This is a genomic window from Micromonospora sp. LH3U1, from assembly GCF_028475105.1.
Taxonomy (GTDB): Bacteria; Actinomycetota; Actinomycetes; order Mycobacteriales; family Micromonosporaceae; genus Micromonospora.
The window spans coordinates 252,205-271,741 of record NZ_CP116936.1 but is presented as its reverse complement, the minus strand read 5'-3'; the positions used below and the strand labels follow the sequence as shown (position 1 = coordinate 271,741).

Sequence of the window (19,537 nt, the reverse complement as noted above, 5' to 3'; positions counted from 1 at the left end):
GCGAGTAAGTCGCGCGGCGCAACCCCGCTTGAAGCTTCGTCGCTCATTTTACTCTCGTTAGCTGGATGTCCTGAGAGCGCGTTTGGTTTGTGGGTCGGTCGGGTGTGTCGCACAGTGGGTCCGGTCGATGGGTGTAGCTCGGTCGGTAGACAGGCATGGATCGAGTGCGGCGGTACCCCTCTGACTTGACCGACGGCGAGTGGGAGATCATCGAGCCGATGCTGCCGTCTCCGCAGTGGATGGGCAGACCGGAGAAGCATCCCCGTAGGGCGATCATCGACGCCATCTTGTACGTGGTGCGCACCGGTTGCGCGTGGCGGTACCTGCCGGTCGATTTCCCGCCGTGGCAGACCGTGTACGCGCACTTCACCCGGCTGAACAGGCGGGGTGTGACCGAGCGGATCCTGACCGAGCTACGTGAGCAGATCCGGGTGGCTCACGGCCGTGACCCGGAGCCGACGGCGGGGATCATCGACTCGCAGAGCGTGAAAGGCGCTGACACGGCGCCGCGGGACTCGCGCCGGTCTGAGCACCGGCTGGCTGACCAGCCGCCGGCTGACCTACACCGCCCATTCCGCGTACGACGCTTTCGCCGCCGCGTCGGGCACCGCGCTTTTCCTTGATGAGCAACTACCGGTGCCACCCGGACATCATCGAGGTGCCCAACCAGGAGGTCTACCAGGGTCGGCTCACCGTACTGACCGATCCGGCCCAACTAGCCGCTGCGGTCGATCCTGCCGTGCGCTGGCGCGACGTGCCAGGAGCGTTCAGCCTCGGGGTCACCGGATCCGGGCTCAACCAGATCGAGATCGGCGCAGTCGTCGCCGAGGTGACGGACTTGCGAAGGCGTACCCCGATGTCTCGATCGGGGTGGTCACGCCGCTGGCGGCGCATCAACGTCGTCTGGCGTCAGCCCTTCGCGGCGCCGGCCTCATCGACAACCTGCTCTGCGCGACGATCCACAAGTTTCAGGGCAGCGAACGAGACATCATGGTCGTCTCGCCGGTGGGGGCGCATGGCATTCCGGACCGAACCCGCGGCTGGCTGGTGCACCAGACCAACCTGTGGAACGTCGCCATCACCAGGGCACGGTCCCAGCTCGTCGTGATCGGTGACCGCTCGTGGTGGTCGGGTCAACGCGGACTGCTGACCGCCCTGGCGTCGATCCGTGACGTCACCGACGCTCCGCTGAACTCCGCGACCGGGGCAGCGGACCGATTGCATTGTGCCCTTCGCGGTGCTGGCTGTACCGTGCGGCGCGACGTCGCCGTCGCCGGGCGCGCTGTCGATCTGGTGGTGCGACGCGACGATGTCGAGCTGGCTGTCGCCGTCGACGATCCAGCGGGTGACCCGGCCGGCCGGGAGCTGCGTAAGGTGCTCGCCCAACTCGACATCATCGGTGGTGCAACGCCTGTCCACCGGGTGCCCGCTTGGCGCTGCCTGGCTGAGTCGGAGCAGGTGGCGGCAGAGTTGTTCAGCGACCTGAGCAGGCAACAGCAGCCGCAAAACGGCGGGTAGGCCAGAGCCGCACCGCAGCTCGCAATGGCAGGTATCGCGGAATCCCCGGTTCGCGTTGCAATCGGCTCCAGCAGCAATTGGTGCAGCTGGGACGCCAGCTGGGTGTAGTCCTGGCCTGCGTGAGGCAGTCGAGCGGGAACGCCGGCAGCGGTCCAGTAGGGGTGGGGCGGTCGGTAAGGAAGGCAGGACGTGCGGCCCGTCCACCCTCGCGTGGACGGGCCGCAAAAACCGTTGATGCCGCTACCCGGACAATAGGCGGATGGCGGCGTCCGCTACCTGAGCCGCGGCATCGACCTGGTTCTCCGGCCGCTTTGTGAACCGGACGAGTTCCACTTGGTTAATCAACTCGTTGAACTCGCGTGGCAGCTGCCTGCCCTCGTACGGCGCTGCGTGTATGGCGATCTCGAAGGCCAGGTAGAACCCGTCGAGGTCCAACTCTCCGCCGCGGAGCGAGTCCCGCAGCTCAACCAGCCGGCGCACGGTCCGCTCGTCTTTCAATGCGTAATCACGGTCACCACTCGACCCTCCGGACTGACGATGACTTGCAGCGTACCGAGCACGTGGGACAGGTTCCCGTTGTCCTGGGGCACACCCGGCGAGTTACGGATGACGTACTCGACCCAGTTCGGCGAGACACCGCGGCCATAGTCGTAGCTTCCGCCTGTCTGCCGCAGCTGCGGCATACCTCCGACGCTTCCACCCTCGTCCGGACCCGGCCGGGCGTTGAACCGCAGCCAGCTCGGTTGCATCCGGTCCACCGCGTGCCGGCTGTACAGCCGACCACCGATCAGGGCGTACTCCTGCCCGTTGGCGGCCGTCATCTTGGTGTAGTTGTTCCAGCTAGTCCAGGGCAAGTTCGGCGTGCCGGCAGTCCCGCCCGGTGGCGGGCAGGGGAACGCCTGGGCGCCCGACCGCCCGGCGAGGGCGCTGGCGGTGCCGCCCGCCCCGGCGAAGGCCGCGCCCCACATGAAGTCCTGCGCGGCATCGCCGTACCCGTAGGGCTGACCGGTCCAGGCCGCCACGCCTGAGCCGTACAGTGCACTGCCGGTGCCGCCGACGAGGGCGGTGGTGCCGACCTCGCCGGCGGTCACACCGCCGTATAGGCCAGCACCTGCTCCGCCGGCCATACCCATGGTGGCGCCGGTGAGCGCGCCGGCGGCCGCGCCGACGACGACCTTCTTGATGCAGGTGTTTCGGTCGTCGCCGCTGAGCCAGCAGTCCACTCCGCCAGCCGCCCCGCCGACGACGGCGCCGATGATGGCGGTGCAGACGATGGCGCATTGCCCGGTTGGATCGGTCAGCACCGTCGGCCGGTTGTTGCCGTAGTGGTAGGTCTGGGCGAACGGCGACCCGTCCGCCGCTGGCACCGGATCCGGAGCGGTGAACCGGCCACTCGCGGCGTCGTAGTCGCGGGCCCGCACGTCGTACAGGCCGATCTTGTCATCCAGGTACTGCCCGTGGAACCGCAACGGGCTAGCCGCGTAGCCGCCGGTGCTGGTCACCATTTCACCGAATGGGTCGAAAGAGGCGCTGCCGGTGAGCGTGGTGGCGTTGGCGAGATCCGTCAGCGAACCCTGGTAGTCGTCCAGCAGCCAGCTCGGGTTGGCCCCCACGGTGTCAGCCAGCGCGGTGCCGAGTTGGCCCTGCGGCTCATCCCACCACCGGTGGGTCACCGTGCCGGCGCCGTTCTTCTCCTCCACCCGTGTGGGCAGGCCGAGGGTGTCCCATGTCCAGGTGGCGTCGGTGGCGGAGTTGACCGTGCGTCGGATGCGGTTGCCGTCCTCGTCGTATTCGTAATCGACAAGGGCCCCGCTGGGAAGCCGGGCCTGACGCAGGTTCGCGTCGAGTCCATAGGTGTAGCTGGTGGCGCCGGCTGGTCCGGTCTCGCTGCCTAGGGTGCCGTTGGCGGTGTACGCCACCGTGGTGGCGGCCCCGTTCACCGTCCGTCCGGTCGGCCGGTCGTCGGCGTCGTAGGTGTAAGTGCTGGTGCCGGCGCCGCCGGTGTTGGCGGTGACCTTGCTGGTCCGGTTGCCGTTCAGGTCGTACCCGTAGGTGATCTTCGGGTCGGTGGCGGCGCAGTTGGTCCCGCTCGCCGGGCGACACACCCCCGTCACCTGGTCGGCGGCGTCGTACGAATAGACGGCCCGGGTCGTGGTCGTGCCCCGCGTCGTGGTGACCGAGCCCGGGGCGCCGGTGGCGGTACGGATGACGTCCTGGGCGACCAGGGTGGTGCTGCCGCTGGTGTGCGCCACCCGTGTTAGCGATCCGGCCCGGTCGTACGTGTAGCTGCTGCTCGGGCCACCCTGTCGGGTGACGCTGGTGCGGTTGCCGGCGGCGTCGTAGCCGTAGCCGACCTGCCAGTTGCTGGAGCCGCTGGTCAGCGTGGTGCTAGCGAGCCGGGAGTCGGCCTGCCAAGCGAAATTCTGCACGCGCCCGTCGGGCAGAGTCCGCCCAGTGAGCTGCCCGTCCTTGTTCCAGGCATAGCCGAACGTCCGCCCGCCCCGGGTGACGGTCGTGACCCGACCAGCGGTGTCGTAGCCGTAGGAGGCGGTGCTGGTGCCGTTGCTCGCCGTCGTGGTCTGGCCGGCCTTGTCATACGTGTAGGCGAGGTCAGGTGTGCTGTCGCTGTAGTCCACCCCGGTGGTGCGACCCGCGTCGTCATACGCATAGCCGATGGATCCGGTGGGCAGCGTGACCGTGGCGACTCGGCTGTCAGGCCGATAGGTGTAGCCAGTGGCCCGGCCGGTCGGGGTGGTGGTGGTGGCGATCCGATCGGCCGCGTCGTAGCTGTAGCCGTAGATCTTGCCGAGCGGCGTGGTGACGGTCTTCAGGTTGCCGGCCGTGTCGTAGGCGAACTGGGTCGTGGCACCGGTGGGAGCCACGACCGAGGTGATCCGGCCGCTCGTGTCGTAGGCGTAGCTGGTGGCCCGGCCGTTCGGGTCGACGCTTTTGGTGAGCCGGTTGTTCGCGTCGTACTCGGAGGCCAACGACCGGCCTAGCGGGTCGGTGAGTTTGGTGCGATTGCCCGCCGCGTCGTACTCCATCTTCGTGGTGAAGTCGGCGGGCGTCGCGCCATTGGCGTTCCCTCTGGGCTCAACGGTTGAGGTAAGCCGGCCGTCGGCGTCGTACCCCCAGGTCGTCTTGTCGCTGAATGGGGTGGTCAGCTGGGTGCGCAGGCCGTCGGCGTCGTAGCCGTAGGTGGTGGTGTGGGTCAGCGGGTCAATGATGCCGGTCAGCCAGCCGCGGGCGTCGAACTGCCGGGTGGTGACAGCGCCGGTCGGGTCGGTGACCGTAGTCCGGTTACTGGCCTTGTCGTAGCTATACCGCGTGATGCGGCCCAACGGATCGGTTATCGTGGTCGGCCGGTTGATCGCGTCGAAGGCCGTCTTCGTCAGCGCTCCGGTCTGGTCGGTGACCGAGGTCTGGTTTCCGGCCGCGTCGTAGCCGTAGCTGATGGTGTCCGTCGCGGGATTACCACCGGAGGCGTTGCCCCGCGGGCCGACCGTCGAGGTCAGCCGACCTGCGGCGTCGTAGCCGTAGGTGGTCTTGCCGCCAACGGCGTTGGTGACCGAGGTGACGTTTCCAGCCGGGTCGTAGCCGGTGGTCCTGGTGTGCCCTGCGGGGTCGGTTACCGCGGTCAACCGGTTGGCCGCGTCATAGGTGTAACGGGTGACGGCGGTGGCCGGGTCGGTCACGCTGGTCCGGTTGCCGTTGGCGTCGTAGCCGTAGATGACCACCCGACCGGATGGGTCGGTGATGGTCGTCACGTTGCCGGCCGCGTCGTAGGTGTACCGGGTGGTGTACTTGGCGGGGTCCGCCCCCGGCACGTTGCCCCTCGGATCGGTGCGGGTGAGCATCCGACCAGTGGAGTCGTAGGTGTAGGTGGTCTTGCCGCTCCCGGGACTGGTCACGGACGTCTGGTTGCCTGCCGTGTCGTAGCCGTAGCGGGTGATCCGGCCGGCCGGACTGGTGACCGTGGCCACGTCGCCGGCCGCCGTGTAGGTGTAGCTGGTCTTACCGGCGAGCGGATCGGTTTCGGTGTCCAGTCGCTGCTGAGCGTCGTAGGTGAAGCTGCTCTGCTTGCCCCGGCCGTCGGTGTACGAGGTGACGTTGTTGGCGGAGTCGTAGGTCCACGTCTCGGTGATTCCGACAGACGCCGGTGCGGCTCGGGTCAACATGTTGCCCCGTGCGTCGTAGGTCATCGTGGTGACTTTGCCGTTGGGGTCGGTGATGGCCAGCGGCCGCAGGATCGGGCTGTCGAAGTCGTACCGGTAGCTGGTGACCTTGCCGTACGGATCGATCTGCTTGATCCGAACGCTGCCGGCATAGACGTCGGTCCAGATGCCTCCGTTGGCGTCCGGGAAGTGTGACTCCGAGGCGTCCCAAACCGGTTTGATGGCGGTGCCGCTGGCGTCGGTCTGCTCGATGACCCGGCCGGACGAGTCGTACTTGCTCTGCATCACCAACTTGCCCCTGGGATCGGTGATGCTGGTCATCCGGGAGGAGGAGTCGTAGGTGTATGCCGTGGTGCCGCCATTCACGTCGCGGACGCCGGTCAGCTTGCCCGCAGTGTAGGTGTAGCCGATCCACCGCCCGTCCGGCAGCGTGATCTTCGTGAGCAGGTTCGTGGTGGTGTCATGGGTGAAGGACGTGTTGCGACCGGCCCCGTCGGTGATGGTGACCAGCTTGCTGTTGACATACGTGAAGGTCAGCCCCTTACCGGACCGATCCTTCCAGGACGTGAGCCAGCCCGCTCCGTCGAAGGTCAGCTTCTGCTGGTCGGCAGTGGTCATCGTGTAGCCGGTCGTGGGCGTGCCGGACAGGGTGACGCGGGCGCCCATCGAGTAGGTCGACCACACTCCGTTCCCCTCGTCCTCGAAGTAGACGACCGAGCCATCCTCGGACTTGTAGGTCGCCCAGCCGGTGGAGAAGGACAACCAACCTGGATACGACAGAGTCCACCGTGGCCCGATGAGGTACTGGATGGTGTTGCTCGACGCGTACGTTCGGGTTATCCGAAGGTCGACCCCGGGCCCCGGTACCACCGCATCGGTGAAAACCTCGGTCAGGGCCCCGGTGGCCGTGTTGACCGGATCTCCGCGGAAATTCTGGAAGGCCGGTCGACCGCTGGTGCCGTCGCACCAACATCCCTTCGTCTCGGCACCGGCCAGCAGCGGGCCCTCGCCCCGAGCCGCCCAGGTGGGCGTCGTGGCCTCGGCGCTCCAGCCGGTGCCGCAGGTCCAGTCGTCGGTCCAGACGTTCTCTGGGCTCGTGCTCCGGGAGACTGCGATCTTCGCGTAGTAGCGCTCGCCGGCCTGAGGCGCCCAGTCGGGATCGGTGACGCCGGCTTCGCCGTCGAACCGCCAACTCCGATGGGCGTAGACGTCCGGCCCGCTCATGCAACTCTCGTGCATGACGAAGCCATCCGCAGCCCGATACAGAGTCAGGTGGACAGCGGCGATGTCGGGCTCGTTGTCCCACGCGACGCCCCACCAGACTCCGTAGGGGATTATTGGATAGGTGCCCTGCCAGGTGAAGTTGGCGGGTGCTGTGGGTGTCGCGGCCAGTGAGGCTGGCGGGGTGGAGCGCCGCTGCCCTGGTGGTGGCGCGTCGGCGGGCGGGGCGTCGAACGTGATGTAACCACCGCGCACCTTCTGCCGCTGTCCGGACACCTTGCGTAGATTGGCGGAGCGGCTCCCGGTGGAGGGGTTCCCTTGCGCCCTGTCAGCGTTGAGTTGGCGATCCTTTGCCCGCAGTTCGTTCACCTGCGCCCGCCGCTCGGCCAAGGTCATCGGACTGGGCGGCGGCGAGACCTGCCGAACCGACGCACTTGGTGTTGCTCGCTCCCGATGTGGCATCGCCTGGGCCGGTGGAACTGCGGCGATCTGTGCTGCGAGTAGGGTCGCGCTGATGAAAGCGGACAGGCGGAATCGCATTGAGTGCTGCATGTAGTGTCCCCCGTTTTGGACAGCCACGTCCCCGATGAATACGGCTGCCGGCGACGGTAGCATCGAGTGACTTCGATTAGAAGAATGGCGATCAAGGGTGGCCGTGTGCTAGGCGCTCGGGGAGGCTCAAAACTCCGGCCAGCCATCCGCTCTGCCGCAGGCAACTCCGTCGGGCGATCACCGCCGAATGACACAGCCTGCGGATACCTCCCGACTGCGCGGGCCCGCCACTAATGCTTGCAATGTGTCGAAGGTGTTACGAAATTGAGTACAGCCGAAGATCGCCGGCCTCAGCATCAACGCAGAACCACCTGATTCGAACATGCATCCACACCACAATCCAGCATCAAGGCGGAAATTGCGTAGCAGGGATAAGTAAGGGCACGACCTGACTTAGGTACGCGGTCGTGGATATTCGGTCAAACGGCCGGGATGAAAGGGTGTCAACCCGGCAGGGTGACCGCACAGGACGATGCGCGCTTCCCTCCCGTCCATGCGGGGTGCGGCGCTGACATCGCCGCGCCGAAGCCGACAACTGACTGTCATGTAACGCGCACCCGCCCGCGGCTGCGCGTCCAGGGCGTCGGGGTGCTGGGCATGATGAGCCAGACCAGGCAGACTAGGGAGCTGACACAGGCGCTTGCGGCCTGCCATCAGGGACCACCGATGCCGGACCCCATCGGCTCGTGGGTGCTCTACGGGCGCTCGGACGACGCCCCACCAGGCGGATTCACCGCGCCATCCACGGATACGAGCCCTCGTCAGACACCCCACCGCAACATCACGACACGCAGGTTGGGCGTGGACTAGCGCGAATACGGGCGGACGACACACGCGGAGTCCGGACCGTCGACACCGCGCGACGCTTAGCACTAATTTGTCCGATCCTGGGCACTTTTAATCCATAGGTTCAGGGTTCGAGTCCCTGGCGGCCCACTCCACCGCAGGTCAGCGACCCTCTGGGGGGTGGCTGTTGCCGCGATCGGGGCCGGTACAGCAGCGAAGTACAGCAGTAGGCCCCTACCGACCTGATGACGTAAACGAATCACGACTTACCGGTCGAGCGTGCTGCCGAGCCGCTTGAGGGCGTCGCGGGTCGCCGCCGAGGACACCACCGTGTAGATCTCCATGGTGATGGCGAACTGGGCGTGTCGAAGGATCTGCATCGCCACCCGGGGGTGGACGTCCAGGTCGGCCAGGAGCGAGGCGCAGGTCCGCCGGGCGTCCCGGACGGTGATGCGTCGAACCCCGGCAGCGTCGCAGCGCCGATCCCAGAACCGGTTGAAGTTGCGCGGCTCGACCGGCCGGCCGTAGCGGGTGGTGAAGATCAGGTCGGAGGGCTGCCAGGCGGGGCCGGCGGCGTCCCGACCGGCGGTCTGCGCGGCGCGGCGGCGGTCGAGCGCCACGGCACAGATGTCCGGCAGCGGCCGGGTGGCGTCCGAGGCCGCCGTCTTCGTCTCCCGGTGCAGCAACTCGGCACCGACCCGCTGGAGCTGCCGGTCGATGGTCAGTTCCGCCGCGTCGAGGTAGATGTCCGCCCAGGTGAGCCCCAACTCCGACAACCGCCGGATGAACGGTGCGTGCTTGTTCCCCTGGCCGGACGTCAACCGACGGTCCAGATCAACCCGATTCCCAAGCTGACAGTCGTCTTGCATGATGGCCGCGTGGACGCTTGGCAGTCGATCGACGACCTCATCGTGCAAGGGCGGCACATCCTGGCGATAAAGGCGATCCGCCAGGCCGAGGTATGCAGCCTTCAACGAGCGTTTGACGTCTTCGCCGAGCGGTGCGAGCTTCTACGGCGGACGAGGCCCGATGACTTCGAGGCCTCCGTGAAGAGTGCTGACGTGGATGAGTGACTAGCTGGGTGACGACCGGCACACACATGGGTGGACGAGCATGGACTCTGGGGGATCGTCATAGCAGCTCACGAGCCAGGGAGCGGCAGGTCACGGCTCTGTGTTGGTTGCCTGGGGGTCAAGGAGTCGTCGGGGCCGCACCGACACCGGCAGAGAATGGTGGCGTGAGGACCGAGCCCGTCACCGCAGGTCGGATGGAGTTGGTGGATGACCTGGAAGGGCTGCCCGGCAGTTCCGGCGGCCGTCTTCTTGCCTTGGCGTTGGAGGATCCAGTCTTCCTTCGTGGCGGCGACGTCTGGTGGGTTGAGGACGAGGTGCTGTACGTCCAGCGAGGGGATGTCCCGGCTGTGGCGCATCGAGGTCGCCTTGAATGGCGTCGGAAGTGGTAGCGCGGAGCGTCCTGTGGGGCACACAGGGGGCACAAGACACCGTGAAACGTCGTCAACCAGCGAACAAACATGAGAGCCCGAGACGTCGGGTGAGCAGATACCGGACGGTGTCGCCGCTGGTTGCGGGATCGCGGCTCTTAGTTCCGCTTCAACTCACCTGCGCCGAACCGCCGCCGGGCGTCTGTGCCTGCTGGGTTCGCCAGGTGGGGAGCGGTTGGCTTCTAGGTCGTGAATAGGACGGGTTGGCTGCGGGCGTTGCTGGATAGGGGTACTAGGGATCGTCCCGAGGAGTTTTCTGACGCCGAGCCCTTCGCACCGGAGTGCATGTCGCTGCTTGAGTTGGCCCGGTTGCTCGCTGGTCGGGGGTACAGCGAGCGAGTTGCCAGTGCGTATGTCGAGGTGGTGACCTTCGCATCGGCTGACGAGATCGTGGCGATGCTGGAGGTGATGCTGGAGGAGGACTGGCTAAGTCTTCCGGTCTGGGCGCGAAACCTCGCGTTCCGGCTGGCCTGCCTCCAGCGGCCAGAGGATGTCGAACTGTTGCGTGTGGCGGCCAGCGACCTACATGCCTTCGGTCCCGACTGGGATGCCATAGCTGCGGAGCTTCACAGTCGGGCAGACCGATTGGAGGCCGGGCAGGAAAAGAGCCTTCCCTGACTCCTCTGCTCCTGGGTGGTCGTCCTGGTGCTGTCGACAGCAACGGCGACAGCAACCAGCCCGGACGAGGACAGCCGGCAGCGACCGGGCGCGGGCAGTCGCCCGAGGTCACAGACGCAGACGGACACCACCGGACGAGATGAACAGAGCTTGTAAGCGAGTTCTCAGGTTCGGTGCTGTACCAGCGAGAGTCCCGGGCCCGCCGCGAGCGAGTAGAGCACGAACTATTGCCCCAAGGTGCAGCTACGCTGTTAGCCTCCGGTGATCTTCTTTTGCGCGGCCAGCAGCTCGCGGGCCTCGGCCAGCAGCTCGCGCAGCTCGTCGCGGTCGCGTCGAGTGCGCATGCGGCTGCGGTCCTGCGGGGAGGTGCGTACCAGGCCGAGAGCGTCGGCGGTCTCCTGGGGCAGACGCGCGCGCACTAGATTGCCGACGTGGTACCGGGTGGAGGTCTGGGTGAGCTTCCGCTCCTCGGGGCTGTAGCTGGCGTGGGCATACAGCTCGCGTACGGCGTACCGGTACATTCCGGTGCGGCCGGTCCAGTCAGGGTCGCCGGACGGGGTCGGGTAGTGCTCGCGCAGGTCCACCATCTGCTCGGCGAGGTCACGCAGCAGGATCGTGCGGCGCTCACCCGTGGTTTGTCGCGCAGCACGGAGGATACGCACGATTTCGCGCTCGATGTGCTGCTTAGGGGCGGCCATACCGCAAGGCTACGCGCGCGCTTGAGCGCAAAAGACAACGGACACCAGGCAAATAGCCCTCACACCGCCTGCCCATACCCGGGTCTCATCGATGCGGGGGCTGCTGCTGGACCTCGCTGGTACCGGCGAGCGGGCCGTCAGCGAGGGCCGCGCCGGCCGTAGGCAGCGATGAGGCAGCAAGCCGTTTGATCCAGGTAGGTGCGAGACAGCAGAGGACGGCCATTGTCAGCTGTTTGACCGCACTGCTCGACGAGGATCCGCACGAGCCGACGAGATGTGGCCGGCTCCCCCGACGGGGTTCGTCGACGGTTGCGACAGGGTCAGCGGCCGATGCGGATGCGGTCGGCGGCGTACACCTCGCGTGAGCCGTCAGCGCGGAAGATCACGATGACGGGGATGCCCTCACCCATCTCCAGCTCGCGCCGCTCGACGGGAGTGGGCATACGCGCGGTCGCGGTGTCGCCCTTGAGGAGGGTCACCGTTTCGGCCGGCTCGTCGGCGCGGACGAACGTGCCGCGCGGTGGTTCCACGATCACGAGCCCTTCCGACCGGAGTAGCGCTACCGCTTGTCGGACGCTCGTACGACTCAGCCCGTACTCCTGAGCCAGTCGCAACTCGCTCGGTAGCGATGCGCCGGGCGCGAGGTCGCCAGACGTGATCCGGTCTCGCAGGAGGTCTGCGAGCTGCCGGAACACGGCCCGATCCGCGCTGGGGTCGATCACAAATGTGACGCTACGTGTCCAACAGTTCTACATCTTATTGTATCTACAGTCCTACGTCGTTACGGTGACAGGAGCTGGGACAACAGCCGCGATCGGCTCCGGTCCGCCCGCGACATCGGCAAACATCCGAAGGGAGGCCCATGACTCGCGTGTCGTACGAGGAGTATTTGGTGGCCGTCGCGCTGACCCTGGCCAGGCGGCACCGGCCGGTCTGGTCATGGCAGCGATGGCGGAAGGTCTGCCGGTGCGGGGGCGAGTTGCCCTGCCATACGAGGCATCGAATCCCGATCAACCGAGGCCACTGGCCGTCAGAGGACGGCCGGCTATCCGCTCCGTCATCCGAACCGCCGGCCGAGCGGGGGACGCCGAAGTGACGACCCACCTCCCGATCACGCCGGCCTGGACCTGCGGCGGCTGCGGTGCCGACTGGCCATGCCAGACCCGCTGTCGGGAGCTGCGAGCCGAGTACGACCGCGCCCCCGTGTGGCTGGCCCTCTACCTGGCGGCGCAACTCGTCGACGCCGCCCAGGACCTGACCCACGTCCCCGCCGGCCACCTGCACTATCGGTTCCTCGGCTGGACCCGTTGAGCATCCTGCGCCCCGGGGACGAGAAGTTCCACTACAGCGACGGCTCCCACAAGTGGATCCCGCCGGATCCCGACTACGACCAGGAGGTTTGGGACGAGCAGGTCCGCCAGCACAAGCACGGCCACCTGAGAAACGAGCGTCCGAAGGTCCGCATCCAGCGCCTCGTTTGATGCCAGCAGTACAGCAGCGAAGTACAGCAACCGTGCCAGCCGAACCAGGCCGAGAAACGCGTCAGCAAGCCGGATGACCTCGCATCGCTCCCGATCCGGCCGGCTCGCCCGCAATCCATAGGTTCAGGGTTCGAGTCCCTGGCGGCCCACCGAAACGGATACCCAAACGGAGGGTTCGAGACCTGCGAAGTTGCAGGCCACGGCCGGCATGTCGGAGCTCGAACAACCGGCGTTGTTCGGAATGGCACCGGCCGGCCGGCGCGTGTGCGGTGTGGGGCTGGGCCTCTCGTCGGCATCAGGCGTTGATGGGCCCGTCCGATCACACCTTGAGGACGTCCACGTCGTACAGCGCGATCGACGCGTCGCGGGAGGCCAGGGTCAGACTCTCGGTGATCGCCTGGGCCACCAGCATGCGATCGAACGGATCGCGGTGATGCGGTGGCAGGCGGCCGGCGGCGATGGTGTGGGCGTGGGTCACCGGGAGTTCGCGGAAGCCCATGTCTCTTACCCGTTCGGCGAGGTCAGGGGGTCCGGCGAGTTTCCCCGCACTCTGTTTGATGGTGATCTCCCACAGGGTGACCGGGGAGAGGAAGATGTCCGGCTCGTGGCGTAGCCGGTCGAGGAACTCAGTGCCGAGGGTCGCGTCGCCAGTGATGGCCCAGAGCGCGACGTGGGTGTCCAGCAGTAGGGTCACGCGCCGATGCCGAAGTCGGCGGCGATCTCGGCGTTGGTCTTTGGTGAGTCCCACTCCCCGGAGAGGTCCAGTTGCCCGGCGAGGGAGCCGACCGCGGTGCGGTTGGCCCGCCGGACCAGCGGCACGACCTTCGCCACCGGCGTACCGGCCCGGTCGATAATGATCTCCTCGCCGTGTTCCACCCGTTCGATGATGCGCGACAGATGGGTCTTGGCATCGTGCATGTTGTAGTGCACGGCCTCAGCCGACATGGCGCAACCTCCTCGGTTAGCTAGGGGCTTAGTCTAGCCTGCTTGGCTCCCTGCGCCAGCGGTTCGGCTGCTCGGGTCGGAGTCACGAGACGCCGTTCGAACCCGTGATCTGGGCACCGCCTCGTTGCCTCGCGTGGGCGGCTCGATGGGAGGTCGAGCCCGGGTCCGCCAGCGGAAGACGTCGAGGGGGATGGCCGCCGCTGACTGGATCAGTTCTCCTCCGGCGGCTCCTGGTAGAGGCCGAACACGTTGCCCGCCGGGTCGCTGAACCGTGCGGTCAGTTCGCCCTCGTCTGCGCCGACCGGCTGCACGATCACTCCGCCGGCCGCTTCCACCTTCTGCACGGCCGCGTCCACGTCGTCGACCTGGAGGTAGACCAGCAGCCCCGGCTCGCGCGACGGTGGCCGGTCCAGCACCCACGCGCCGCTGACCTCGCCGAGCCCGTCGTCGAAGGACACCCGGGTTTCGTCACCGCTGCGCTTGCGGATGTTCCAGTCGAACACCTGCTGGTAGAAAGCGGCCGAGGCGGCGATGTCGGTCGCGGGGATCTCGAGGTAGCAGATCTTGCCGTACGCAGGGGTGGGTGGCATGGGCGAACTCCCTGTGCTCGCGGCCTCATGGCATCTGTCGTCTCCTGGTCACCCGTCATTCTGCCGCGTCCGCCACGGCCGAGGTGAGGAGAGGCATGTCAACCGAGCCGGAGCCGGGCCCCGCGCCTCAGGACACGAGACCCCGTTACACCAGGAGCGATCCGATCCTGCTGACCGTCGACGGGGAGCGCTTTCGCATCCGCCGGCGTGACGAACAGCCCGGGACGTACGACTTCGACTGGCTCAGTGGGCCGCACGACTACGGCTTCGGCATCAGCAGAGCCGACGGCCCCGCCACGACGTTGCCCGAGATGAGGGAGACCATTCGCACCTTCCTCGCCGAGATCGACCCCGTCACCGGCTACTCGAAGGAGTAGCCCGGTGCAACCACCTGCGGCGAAGGACTAATCGGTACGGGCGATGATGGCGCCGCTGACGGTGTCCACATACCACCGCTGGTACTGCTCGGGCGGCCATCCGCGTTGCTGGACGAGCCAGTCGAAGTTGCGGACGTCCTGGGCCAACCAGAGGATGTCGGCCACCTGTTCGACGTCCAGGTCAGGGCGCAGCGCTCCCGTCCCGACCAGTTCCGCGGCGAACATGGCCATGCCACGGCGACGGTCATCGATGTTCTTGCGCCAGATCTCGGCAGCGTCCGGGTCGGCTGTGGCCGCGCCGGCCAGCGCGAGCATCACCTGGGCCTGCCGGGCGTTGACCTCGAACAGATGGCGAGCGTAGCGGGCGAGCTTGGCGCGGGGGTCGGTGAGTGCGCGGATCTCGGCGACGAAGGGCCGGTCCGGCAGGGCCACCGGTTCGTCGTCGCCAGCCAGGGTGACGTCCACCAACTGGGAGAGCAGTTGCCGCTTGCTGCCGAACACCGCGTACAGGGTCTGGACGGCGACGCCGGCTTCAACGGCGACGGCGGTCAGCGGTGTGGCCGCGTAGCCAGGGTCGACGAACAGCCGGCCAGCCGCTTCGAGGATTGCTCGCCGGGTCTGTCGGGCCTGCTCCTGTCGGCGGGAAGAGTCATAACGTCTCTTGACAACCACCTGCCCAGTGTAGTGCTCTATTGGATAGAGGCTCACTCTATCGAGATCGAGAGGCGGTGGCTATGCCGTTCGGTGTGTTGCAAGAGATGCCCGGAGTCAGTGAGGCGGAATACCGGCAGGTGGAGCAACACCTTGGACCGGACCGGCCGCCGGGCCTCCTGGCGCATGTCGCCGGGCCGACCGAGGACGGCTGGCGGATCATCAACATCTGGCAGGACGAAGCGGCATTCCGTCGGTTCCAGTCCGAACGGCTGGTCCGGGCTGCGGGCCTGGCGGCGCAGGAGGACGGCTTCGACCCGACGAAGGCGGCTCACTTCCGGTCGATGAGCGTCGACGGCGCCGAGATGCCGTTCTGATGGCCGACACCGCCAGCTTGCGGGAACGCAACGCCACCTTCTGGGCGGGAGCAGCAGCTGGCTGGATTCGACACGCGGATCGGCAGGACGAGGTCGGTCGCCCGCTGGGCGCACCGGCCATGGAGCGATTGGCCGCGCGGCCGGCCGAACGGATCCTTGATGTGGGCTGCGGCTGCGGCGGCACCACGGCCGAACTCGCGGCCGCAGTTGGCGAGACCGGCGCGGCGGTCGGTGTCGACATCGCCGAGGCGATGGTGACCGCTGCTCGGCAACGGTTCCCCACGGACCGGTACCCGGGCATCCAGTTCCGCCTGGCCGACATCGAGACCCTCGATGTCGTGCCGGGGGCCCCATTCGACGCGGCATTCTCGCGAATGACCCTGATGCTGTTGGCGGATCCCGTTGCCGGCTGCACCACGATCCGGCGATCACTGCGTCCGGGAGGGCGCCTCGCCGCGACCGTCTTCCGCGACGGCAGCGTCAACCCGTGGCTGTCCGCGGCGATGCTCGGGGCAGCACCGCACCTCGGGCCGTTACCACCGCTACCGGTAGGTGACGAGCCCGGTCCGTTCTCCTTCGCCGACCCGGCGAGGCTCATGCGGGTCCTCACCGTCGCCGGCTTCACCGCCGTCACGATCACGCCGTGTGACGTCTCCCTGGACGCTTCAGAGGACGCCGACGCGGTGGCCGAATGGCTCATCGAGGTCGGCCCCGCCGGCGCCGCTTACCGGACGGCCCCTCTGGCTGCGCAGGCTTCGGCTCGGGCGGGGGCGGTCCGGCTACTCGACCGGTTTCGTGAACCTGGCGTCGGCTACCGACTGCCCGCCGGGCTCTGGCTCGTCACCGCGAACGCCGCCGGGGCTGACAACGCACCGGCCGCAGCCCCGACCCACCACCACCCACAACCACGTCAGGACGAGAACCGATGAGGAACATCCGACTGCTCGCGCCAGCCCTCTGCCTGGGCCTCGCCCTGACGGCCTGTGCCGACACCGACGCGCCCGAGGCAACCGGCGCCGCAGCGCCGGACACCCCGACAGCGACCAGCGCGGCCGGAACCGCTCCGGCCGGCGGCTCCGCGCCGGTATCCGCGAAGAAGGTGTGTGCCTACCTGGACGGCCAGTTGCCGACGCTCAAGGGGATCGGGTCCGAGACGGGCGTGATGGCCAACCTCACCGTGAACCTCTATTCCTGGTACGAGAAGCAGGGCCCCGTACCGACCGGCCGTCAGATCGACGACCAGACCCGGCAGGAATGCCCGGCGACCCGGACCGAGGTGCTGAAACTCGCCGGCATGGAGAGCTTCGAACGGCTGTAACCACGCCGCGAGCCGGTCCTGACCTCGGCGAACGAGCGTGGGGGCGGTGGCCGCCACTCACTGCCAGGACATGTTGATGGCGCGCTCGAAGTTGACGTAGCCGGCGCGGACGAAGGCGTTTGCCATGGGGGCGTTACCCAGGTCGGTGGCGGCGCGGATGCGTGGGACGTTCTCGGCGGCCAGGATTCGGGTGCCTTCGGCGAGGAAACCGTCGACATATCCGTGGCCCCGGTGTTCCGGCACGACGCCAAGATAGGCGATCACCGGGTGGTAGGCATTGCGCGCCGGTACGACGAAGCCGACCGGATCGCCGCCCTCGCCCAAGGTGCCGATACGCCACCACTGACGAGGGCTGGAGTACGTGGCGAGTTCCTGCTCGTAGTGCTTGAGTGCGGCCTCATGGGGGGACATCTGCGCCAGGTCGGCACGGCTGTGCGCGTCCAGGGTCCCGTCCAGTGCGCGCGTCATCAGCGTGATCAGTTCGTCGGTGTCGCGGGCCGGGCGGAAGGACAGTCGCTGGTCGGGCGCGGGCAGGCCGGCTGCGGGGCGCCATTCCAGGCGCAGCCGCTCGACCGTCAACTGCGCGCCGGTGTCCTCAAGGACACCCATCCTCAGTCGCACCGCCCGGTACGCGTCCGGGTCCTCGCGCCAGTTTGCCGGGAGGAAGCGACCGTACTCGGGAGGGACGGTGCCGTATGGCAGGACCTGTTTCGCGGCCGTCTCGTACAACGCCTGCGCCACCTCGGCCAGGTCCTCGGCGCTGTCGTCGACGTCGAGGATGTCCAGCAGGAGCGGGGTGCTGTCGCCGCCGCGGCCCCACCAGGCGACCCTGGCGAGCAGGCGGTCGCCGTGCAGGGCCACCCACATCCACTCCGGTCGGCGGCGTTGCGCGGCGAGGTCATCGGCGAGTTCGTGATTGATGGTGTACGGCAGGCGGTTGAACAGGGCGATCTCGTCCGGCCCGGTGATGGGACGGATCGTGACGTTGTCGAGGGAGGTGCTGCTGCTGGTCATGCGGACTCGTTTCCGGCCTGTGTGCGGGCGTAGGTCAGGAAGAGGGAGCCACTGCCCAGGACGGTGTGGTCGGTCAGGCGCCAGGTGCGCGGTGCGAAGACGGCGTCGCGGCCGAACAGCGGAATGCCGGTGCCGATGGTCAACGGCGCGAGCTTGACGATCAGCTGATCGATCTCGGCGTAGAGGGCCCCGGCCAGGGCACCGCCGCCGATCACCCAGACGTCCTTGCCGTCGTGCCGCTTGAGCTCACGCACCGTGGCAATCGGGTCCGCGGACATGACCTCGACGGCTGGGTCCGGACTCCGATCCAGCGTGCGCGAGAACACCAGGTGGCGCAGGTGCGGGTACGCGTCGGTCACGCCGGCCTTGAGCCCCACCTCGTAGGAGTGGCGCCCTTCCAGAACGGTGTCGAACCGGCTGCCCTGGTCGGTGATACCGAACGCCTGCCTGGCCGGCCCCGGCAGGGTTTCCGGGTACTCGGCGACGAGGTGGTGCAGGTAGTCCTCCGGAAGAGGCCAGAATCCGCCAGGGCCGGTGGGATCGGCGCCGTCGGGACCGGCGATGAAGCCGTCCAGGGTGGTGGCGATGTAATACACGAGCTTGCGCACGAACATCTCCTTGCTCGGATGCCGGATGCTGTTCCTCGCTCCGACGTTCATCAGCGTGCCCTGCGAGGTCCCGAGCTACAAGATCACGTCTGATAACGTGCCATAACCCTCCGCTAATGAACGCACTGGGACAGTGATGGAACTGAGAGACATCGAAATCTTCCTCACCCTGGCGGAGGAACTGCATTTCACCCGCACCGCTGAGCGGCTGCACGTGACCCAGGCCCGGGTCAGTCAGGCGATCAAGAAGCAGGAACGCAGGATCGGTGCGGCCCTGTTCGAGCGTGACAATCGGCACGTGGCGCTGACGCCGATCGGCCAACGACTCTTCGACGACATTCAGCCCATGTACCGAGGCCTGTCCGAGGGTATGGATCGGGCCAGGCTCGCCGCCCGCGGTAGGACCGGCGTGCTGAGGATCGGGTCCATTGCCGTCAACCTCGCCGACTTCCGCCAACTGTTCGACGCGTTCGCTCAAGGTCACCCCGAGTGCGAGGTGCAGCTGCGGCATGTCGACTTCGGCGACCCCTTCGGGCGGCTGCGCGCCGGGGACATCGACATCCAGATCGTCTGGCTCCCCGTCAGGGAGCCGGACCTCACCGTCGGCCCGGTCATCTACACCGAACCCATCGTGCTGGCCGTCGGGGCAACCCACCCGCTCGCCGGTCGTGAGTCGGTCTCCTACGAGGACCTGGCGGACGAGACCGTCATGGGCGGGGCCCGGCCCGATTACTGGCGCGAGATCCTGGTTCCCCTACGCACGCCCAGCGGACGTCTGATCCGCATCGGCCCGTCCGTCTCCAACTTCCAGGAGATGATCCCGATCCTCGCCACGGGCGAAGCCGTCTCGCCCGTGCACGCGCAAGCCGCCCGTTACTACGCCCGGCCAGACATCGCCTACGTGCCGATCCACGACGCGCCGCCGGCCCGGTGGGGCCTGATCTGGCGCACCGGCAACGAGACCGAACTCATCCGATCGTTCGCCGGCACCGCGCACCACCTCAACTCCGTCGAACAGCCTGCCGGCTGCCCTGAGATGCAAGCAGGGACCTGAGCGACAGGCCCACCACGGCCGTAGACCGGGTTGATCAGCGCTGCCGCGTGGTA

Annotated in this window: 20 protein-coding genes and 2 pseudogenes; 11 read left to right on the top strand and 11 right to left on the bottom strand. The window is 67.5% G+C overall.

All coding sequences use genetic code 11. The features are described from left to right. Positions 1-155: 155 nt before the first annotated feature. Both PCA76_RS01315 and PCA76_RS01310 read left to right on the top strand, forming a co-directional pair. Positions 156-623, top strand: a complete 468-nt coding sequence (locus PCA76_RS01315) for a transposase (RefSeq protein ID WP_272614693.1) — start codon at positions 156-158, stop codon at positions 621-623. Then, positions 517-1,518: pseudogene (locus PCA76_RS01310) on the top strand (DEAD/DEAH box helicase); the annotation flags it as partial. The gene PCA76_RS01315 and the pseudogene PCA76_RS01310, both read left to right, overlap by 107 nt. A 240-nt stretch (positions 1,519-1,758) precedes the next feature. On the opposite strand, the gene PCA76_RS01305 reads toward PCA76_RS01310, so the two are convergent. The 3 genes and pseudogenes from PCA76_RS01305 to PCA76_RS01295 all read right to left on the bottom strand — a co-directional run. Continuing rightward, on the bottom strand, positions 1,759-1,998 hold the full coding sequence (locus PCA76_RS01305; protein WP_272614691.1) for a hypothetical protein: 240 nt from the start codon (positions 1,996-1,998) through the stop codon (positions 1,759-1,761). Positions 1,999-2,012: 14 nt separating this feature from the next. Then, positions 2,013-7,190 (bottom strand): RHS repeat-associated core domain-containing protein, encoded by a 5,178-nt coding sequence (locus PCA76_RS01300; RefSeq protein ID WP_272614690.1) that lies wholly within the window; start codon positions 7,188-7,190, stop codon positions 2,013-2,015. Positions 7,191-8,518: 1,328 nt separating this feature from the next. Beyond that, positions 8,519-9,025, bottom strand: a pseudogene (locus tag PCA76_RS01295) (tyrosine-type recombinase/integrase); the annotation flags it as partial. 105 nt (positions 9,026-9,130) lie between these two features. Here PCA76_RS01295 and PCA76_RS01290 point away from each other — a divergent pair. Further along, complete coding sequence (locus tag PCA76_RS01290) at positions 9,131-9,325, top strand: hypothetical protein (RefSeq protein ID WP_272614689.1); 195 nt, start codon at positions 9,131-9,133, stop codon at positions 9,323-9,325. Positions 9,326-10,038: 713 nt separating this feature from the next. Further along, positions 10,039-10,371 (top strand): hypothetical protein, encoded by a 333-nt coding sequence (locus PCA76_RS01285; protein ID WP_272614688.1) that lies wholly within the window; start codon positions 10,039-10,041, stop codon positions 10,369-10,371. A 251-nt stretch (positions 10,372-10,622) separates the two neighbouring features. On the opposite strand, the gene PCA76_RS01280 is transcribed toward PCA76_RS01285, so the two are convergent. Then, positions 10,623-11,069, bottom strand: coding sequence for a hypothetical protein (locus tag PCA76_RS01280; protein WP_272614686.1), 447 nt, complete (start codon positions 11,067-11,069; stop codon positions 10,623-10,625). Between the two features lie 320 nt (positions 11,070-11,389). Further along, the gene (locus PCA76_RS01275) at positions 11,390-11,791 is read right to left on the bottom strand and encodes a GntR family transcriptional regulator (protein ID WP_272614684.1); all 402 of its coding nucleotides are present in this window, start codon (positions 11,789-11,791) and stop codon (positions 11,390-11,392) included. Between the two features lie 370 nt (positions 11,792-12,161). On the opposite strand from PCA76_RS01275, the gene PCA76_RS01270 reads away from it, so the two are divergent. Together PCA76_RS01270 and PCA76_RS01265 are read left to right on the top strand one after the other, a co-directional pair. After that, positions 12,162-12,380 carry a flavin reductase gene (locus PCA76_RS01270; RefSeq protein ID WP_272614683.1) on the top strand — a complete coding sequence of 73 codons (219 nt, stop codon included), beginning with the start codon at positions 12,162-12,164 and terminating at the stop codon, positions 12,378-12,380. Beyond that, on the top strand, positions 12,377-12,550 hold the full coding sequence (locus PCA76_RS01265) for a hypothetical protein (RefSeq protein WP_167362340.1): 174 nt from the start codon (positions 12,377-12,379) through the stop codon (positions 12,548-12,550). Before PCA76_RS01270 ends, PCA76_RS01265 begins: the two co-directional genes overlap by 4 nt. 319 nt (positions 12,551-12,869) lie before the next feature. Here the strand turns inward: PCA76_RS01265 and PCA76_RS01260 are convergent, their stop codons facing one another. The 3 genes from PCA76_RS01260 to PCA76_RS01250 all read right to left on the bottom strand — a co-directional run bounded on the left by PCA76_RS01260 (position 12,870) and on the right by PCA76_RS01250 (position 14,085). Further along, the gene (locus PCA76_RS01260; protein WP_272614681.1) at positions 12,870-13,244 is read right to left on the bottom strand and encodes a type II toxin-antitoxin system VapC family toxin; all 375 of its coding nucleotides are present in this window, start codon (positions 13,242-13,244) and stop codon (positions 12,870-12,872) included. Continuing rightward, positions 13,241-13,495 (bottom strand): type II toxin-antitoxin system Phd/YefM family antitoxin, encoded by a 255-nt coding sequence (locus PCA76_RS01255; RefSeq protein WP_272614680.1) that lies wholly within the window; start codon positions 13,493-13,495, stop codon positions 13,241-13,243. The genes PCA76_RS01260 and PCA76_RS01255 overlap by 4 nt, the downstream gene beginning before the upstream one ends. 209 nt (positions 13,496-13,704) lie before the next feature. Continuing rightward, positions 13,705-14,085, bottom strand: a complete 381-nt coding sequence (locus PCA76_RS01250; protein WP_272614679.1) for a VOC family protein — start codon at positions 14,083-14,085, stop codon at positions 13,705-13,707. Between the two features lie 95 nt (positions 14,086-14,180). Between PCA76_RS01250 and PCA76_RS01245 the strand changes: the two genes are divergently transcribed. Continuing rightward, positions 14,181-14,462 (top strand): hypothetical protein, encoded by a 282-nt coding sequence (locus PCA76_RS01245; RefSeq protein ID WP_272614678.1) that lies wholly within the window; start codon positions 14,181-14,183, stop codon positions 14,460-14,462. A 27-nt stretch (positions 14,463-14,489) separates the two neighbouring features. Here the strand turns inward: PCA76_RS01245 and PCA76_RS01240 are convergent, their stop codons facing one another. Next, positions 14,490-15,134: a TetR/AcrR family transcriptional regulator gene (locus tag PCA76_RS01240; RefSeq protein ID WP_272614677.1), complete on the bottom strand. Its 645-nt coding sequence runs from the start codon at positions 15,132-15,134 to the stop codon at positions 14,490-14,492. Positions 15,135-15,190: 56 nt separating this feature from the next. On the opposite strand from PCA76_RS01240, the gene PCA76_RS01235 reads away from it, so the two are divergent. The 3 genes from PCA76_RS01235 to PCA76_RS01225 are packed head-to-tail and all read left to right on the top strand — an operon-like array spanning position 15,191 to position 16,808. Beyond that, positions 15,191-15,490, top strand: a complete 300-nt coding sequence (locus PCA76_RS01235) for a hypothetical protein (RefSeq protein WP_272614676.1) — start codon at positions 15,191-15,193, stop codon at positions 15,488-15,490. Next, complete coding sequence (locus PCA76_RS01230) at positions 15,490-16,419, top strand: class I SAM-dependent methyltransferase (RefSeq protein ID WP_272614675.1); 930 nt, start codon at positions 15,490-15,492, stop codon at positions 16,417-16,419. Before PCA76_RS01235 ends, PCA76_RS01230 begins: the two co-directional genes overlap by 1 nt. Beyond that, positions 16,416-16,808 carry a hypothetical protein gene (locus tag PCA76_RS01225; protein ID WP_272614674.1) on the top strand — a complete coding sequence of 131 codons (393 nt, stop codon included), beginning with the start codon at positions 16,416-16,418 and terminating at the stop codon, positions 16,806-16,808. The genes PCA76_RS01230 and PCA76_RS01225 overlap by 4 nt, the downstream gene beginning before the upstream one ends. A 57-nt stretch (positions 16,809-16,865) precedes the next feature. On the opposite strand, the gene PCA76_RS01220 is transcribed toward PCA76_RS01225, so the two are convergent. Together PCA76_RS01220 and PCA76_RS01215 are read right to left on the bottom strand one after the other, a co-directional pair. After that, a complete protein-coding gene (locus PCA76_RS01220) occupies positions 16,866-17,822 on the bottom strand; it encodes a GNAT family N-acetyltransferase (RefSeq protein ID WP_272614673.1) in 957 nt (318 codons plus the stop codon). Beyond that, positions 17,819-18,430 (bottom strand): dihydrofolate reductase family protein, encoded by a 612-nt coding sequence (locus PCA76_RS01215; protein WP_272614671.1) that lies wholly within the window; start codon positions 18,428-18,430, stop codon positions 17,819-17,821. The genes PCA76_RS01220 and PCA76_RS01215 overlap by 4 nt, the downstream gene beginning before the upstream one ends. Positions 18,431-18,566: 136 nt before the next feature. Here PCA76_RS01215 and PCA76_RS01210 point away from each other — a divergent pair, with 136 nt between their 5' ends. Then, entirely contained in the window at positions 18,567-19,484 is a 918-nt protein-coding gene (locus tag PCA76_RS01210) for a LysR family transcriptional regulator (RefSeq protein ID WP_272614669.1), read from the top strand. The last annotated feature ends 53 nt before the right edge of the window (positions 19,485-19,537 follow it).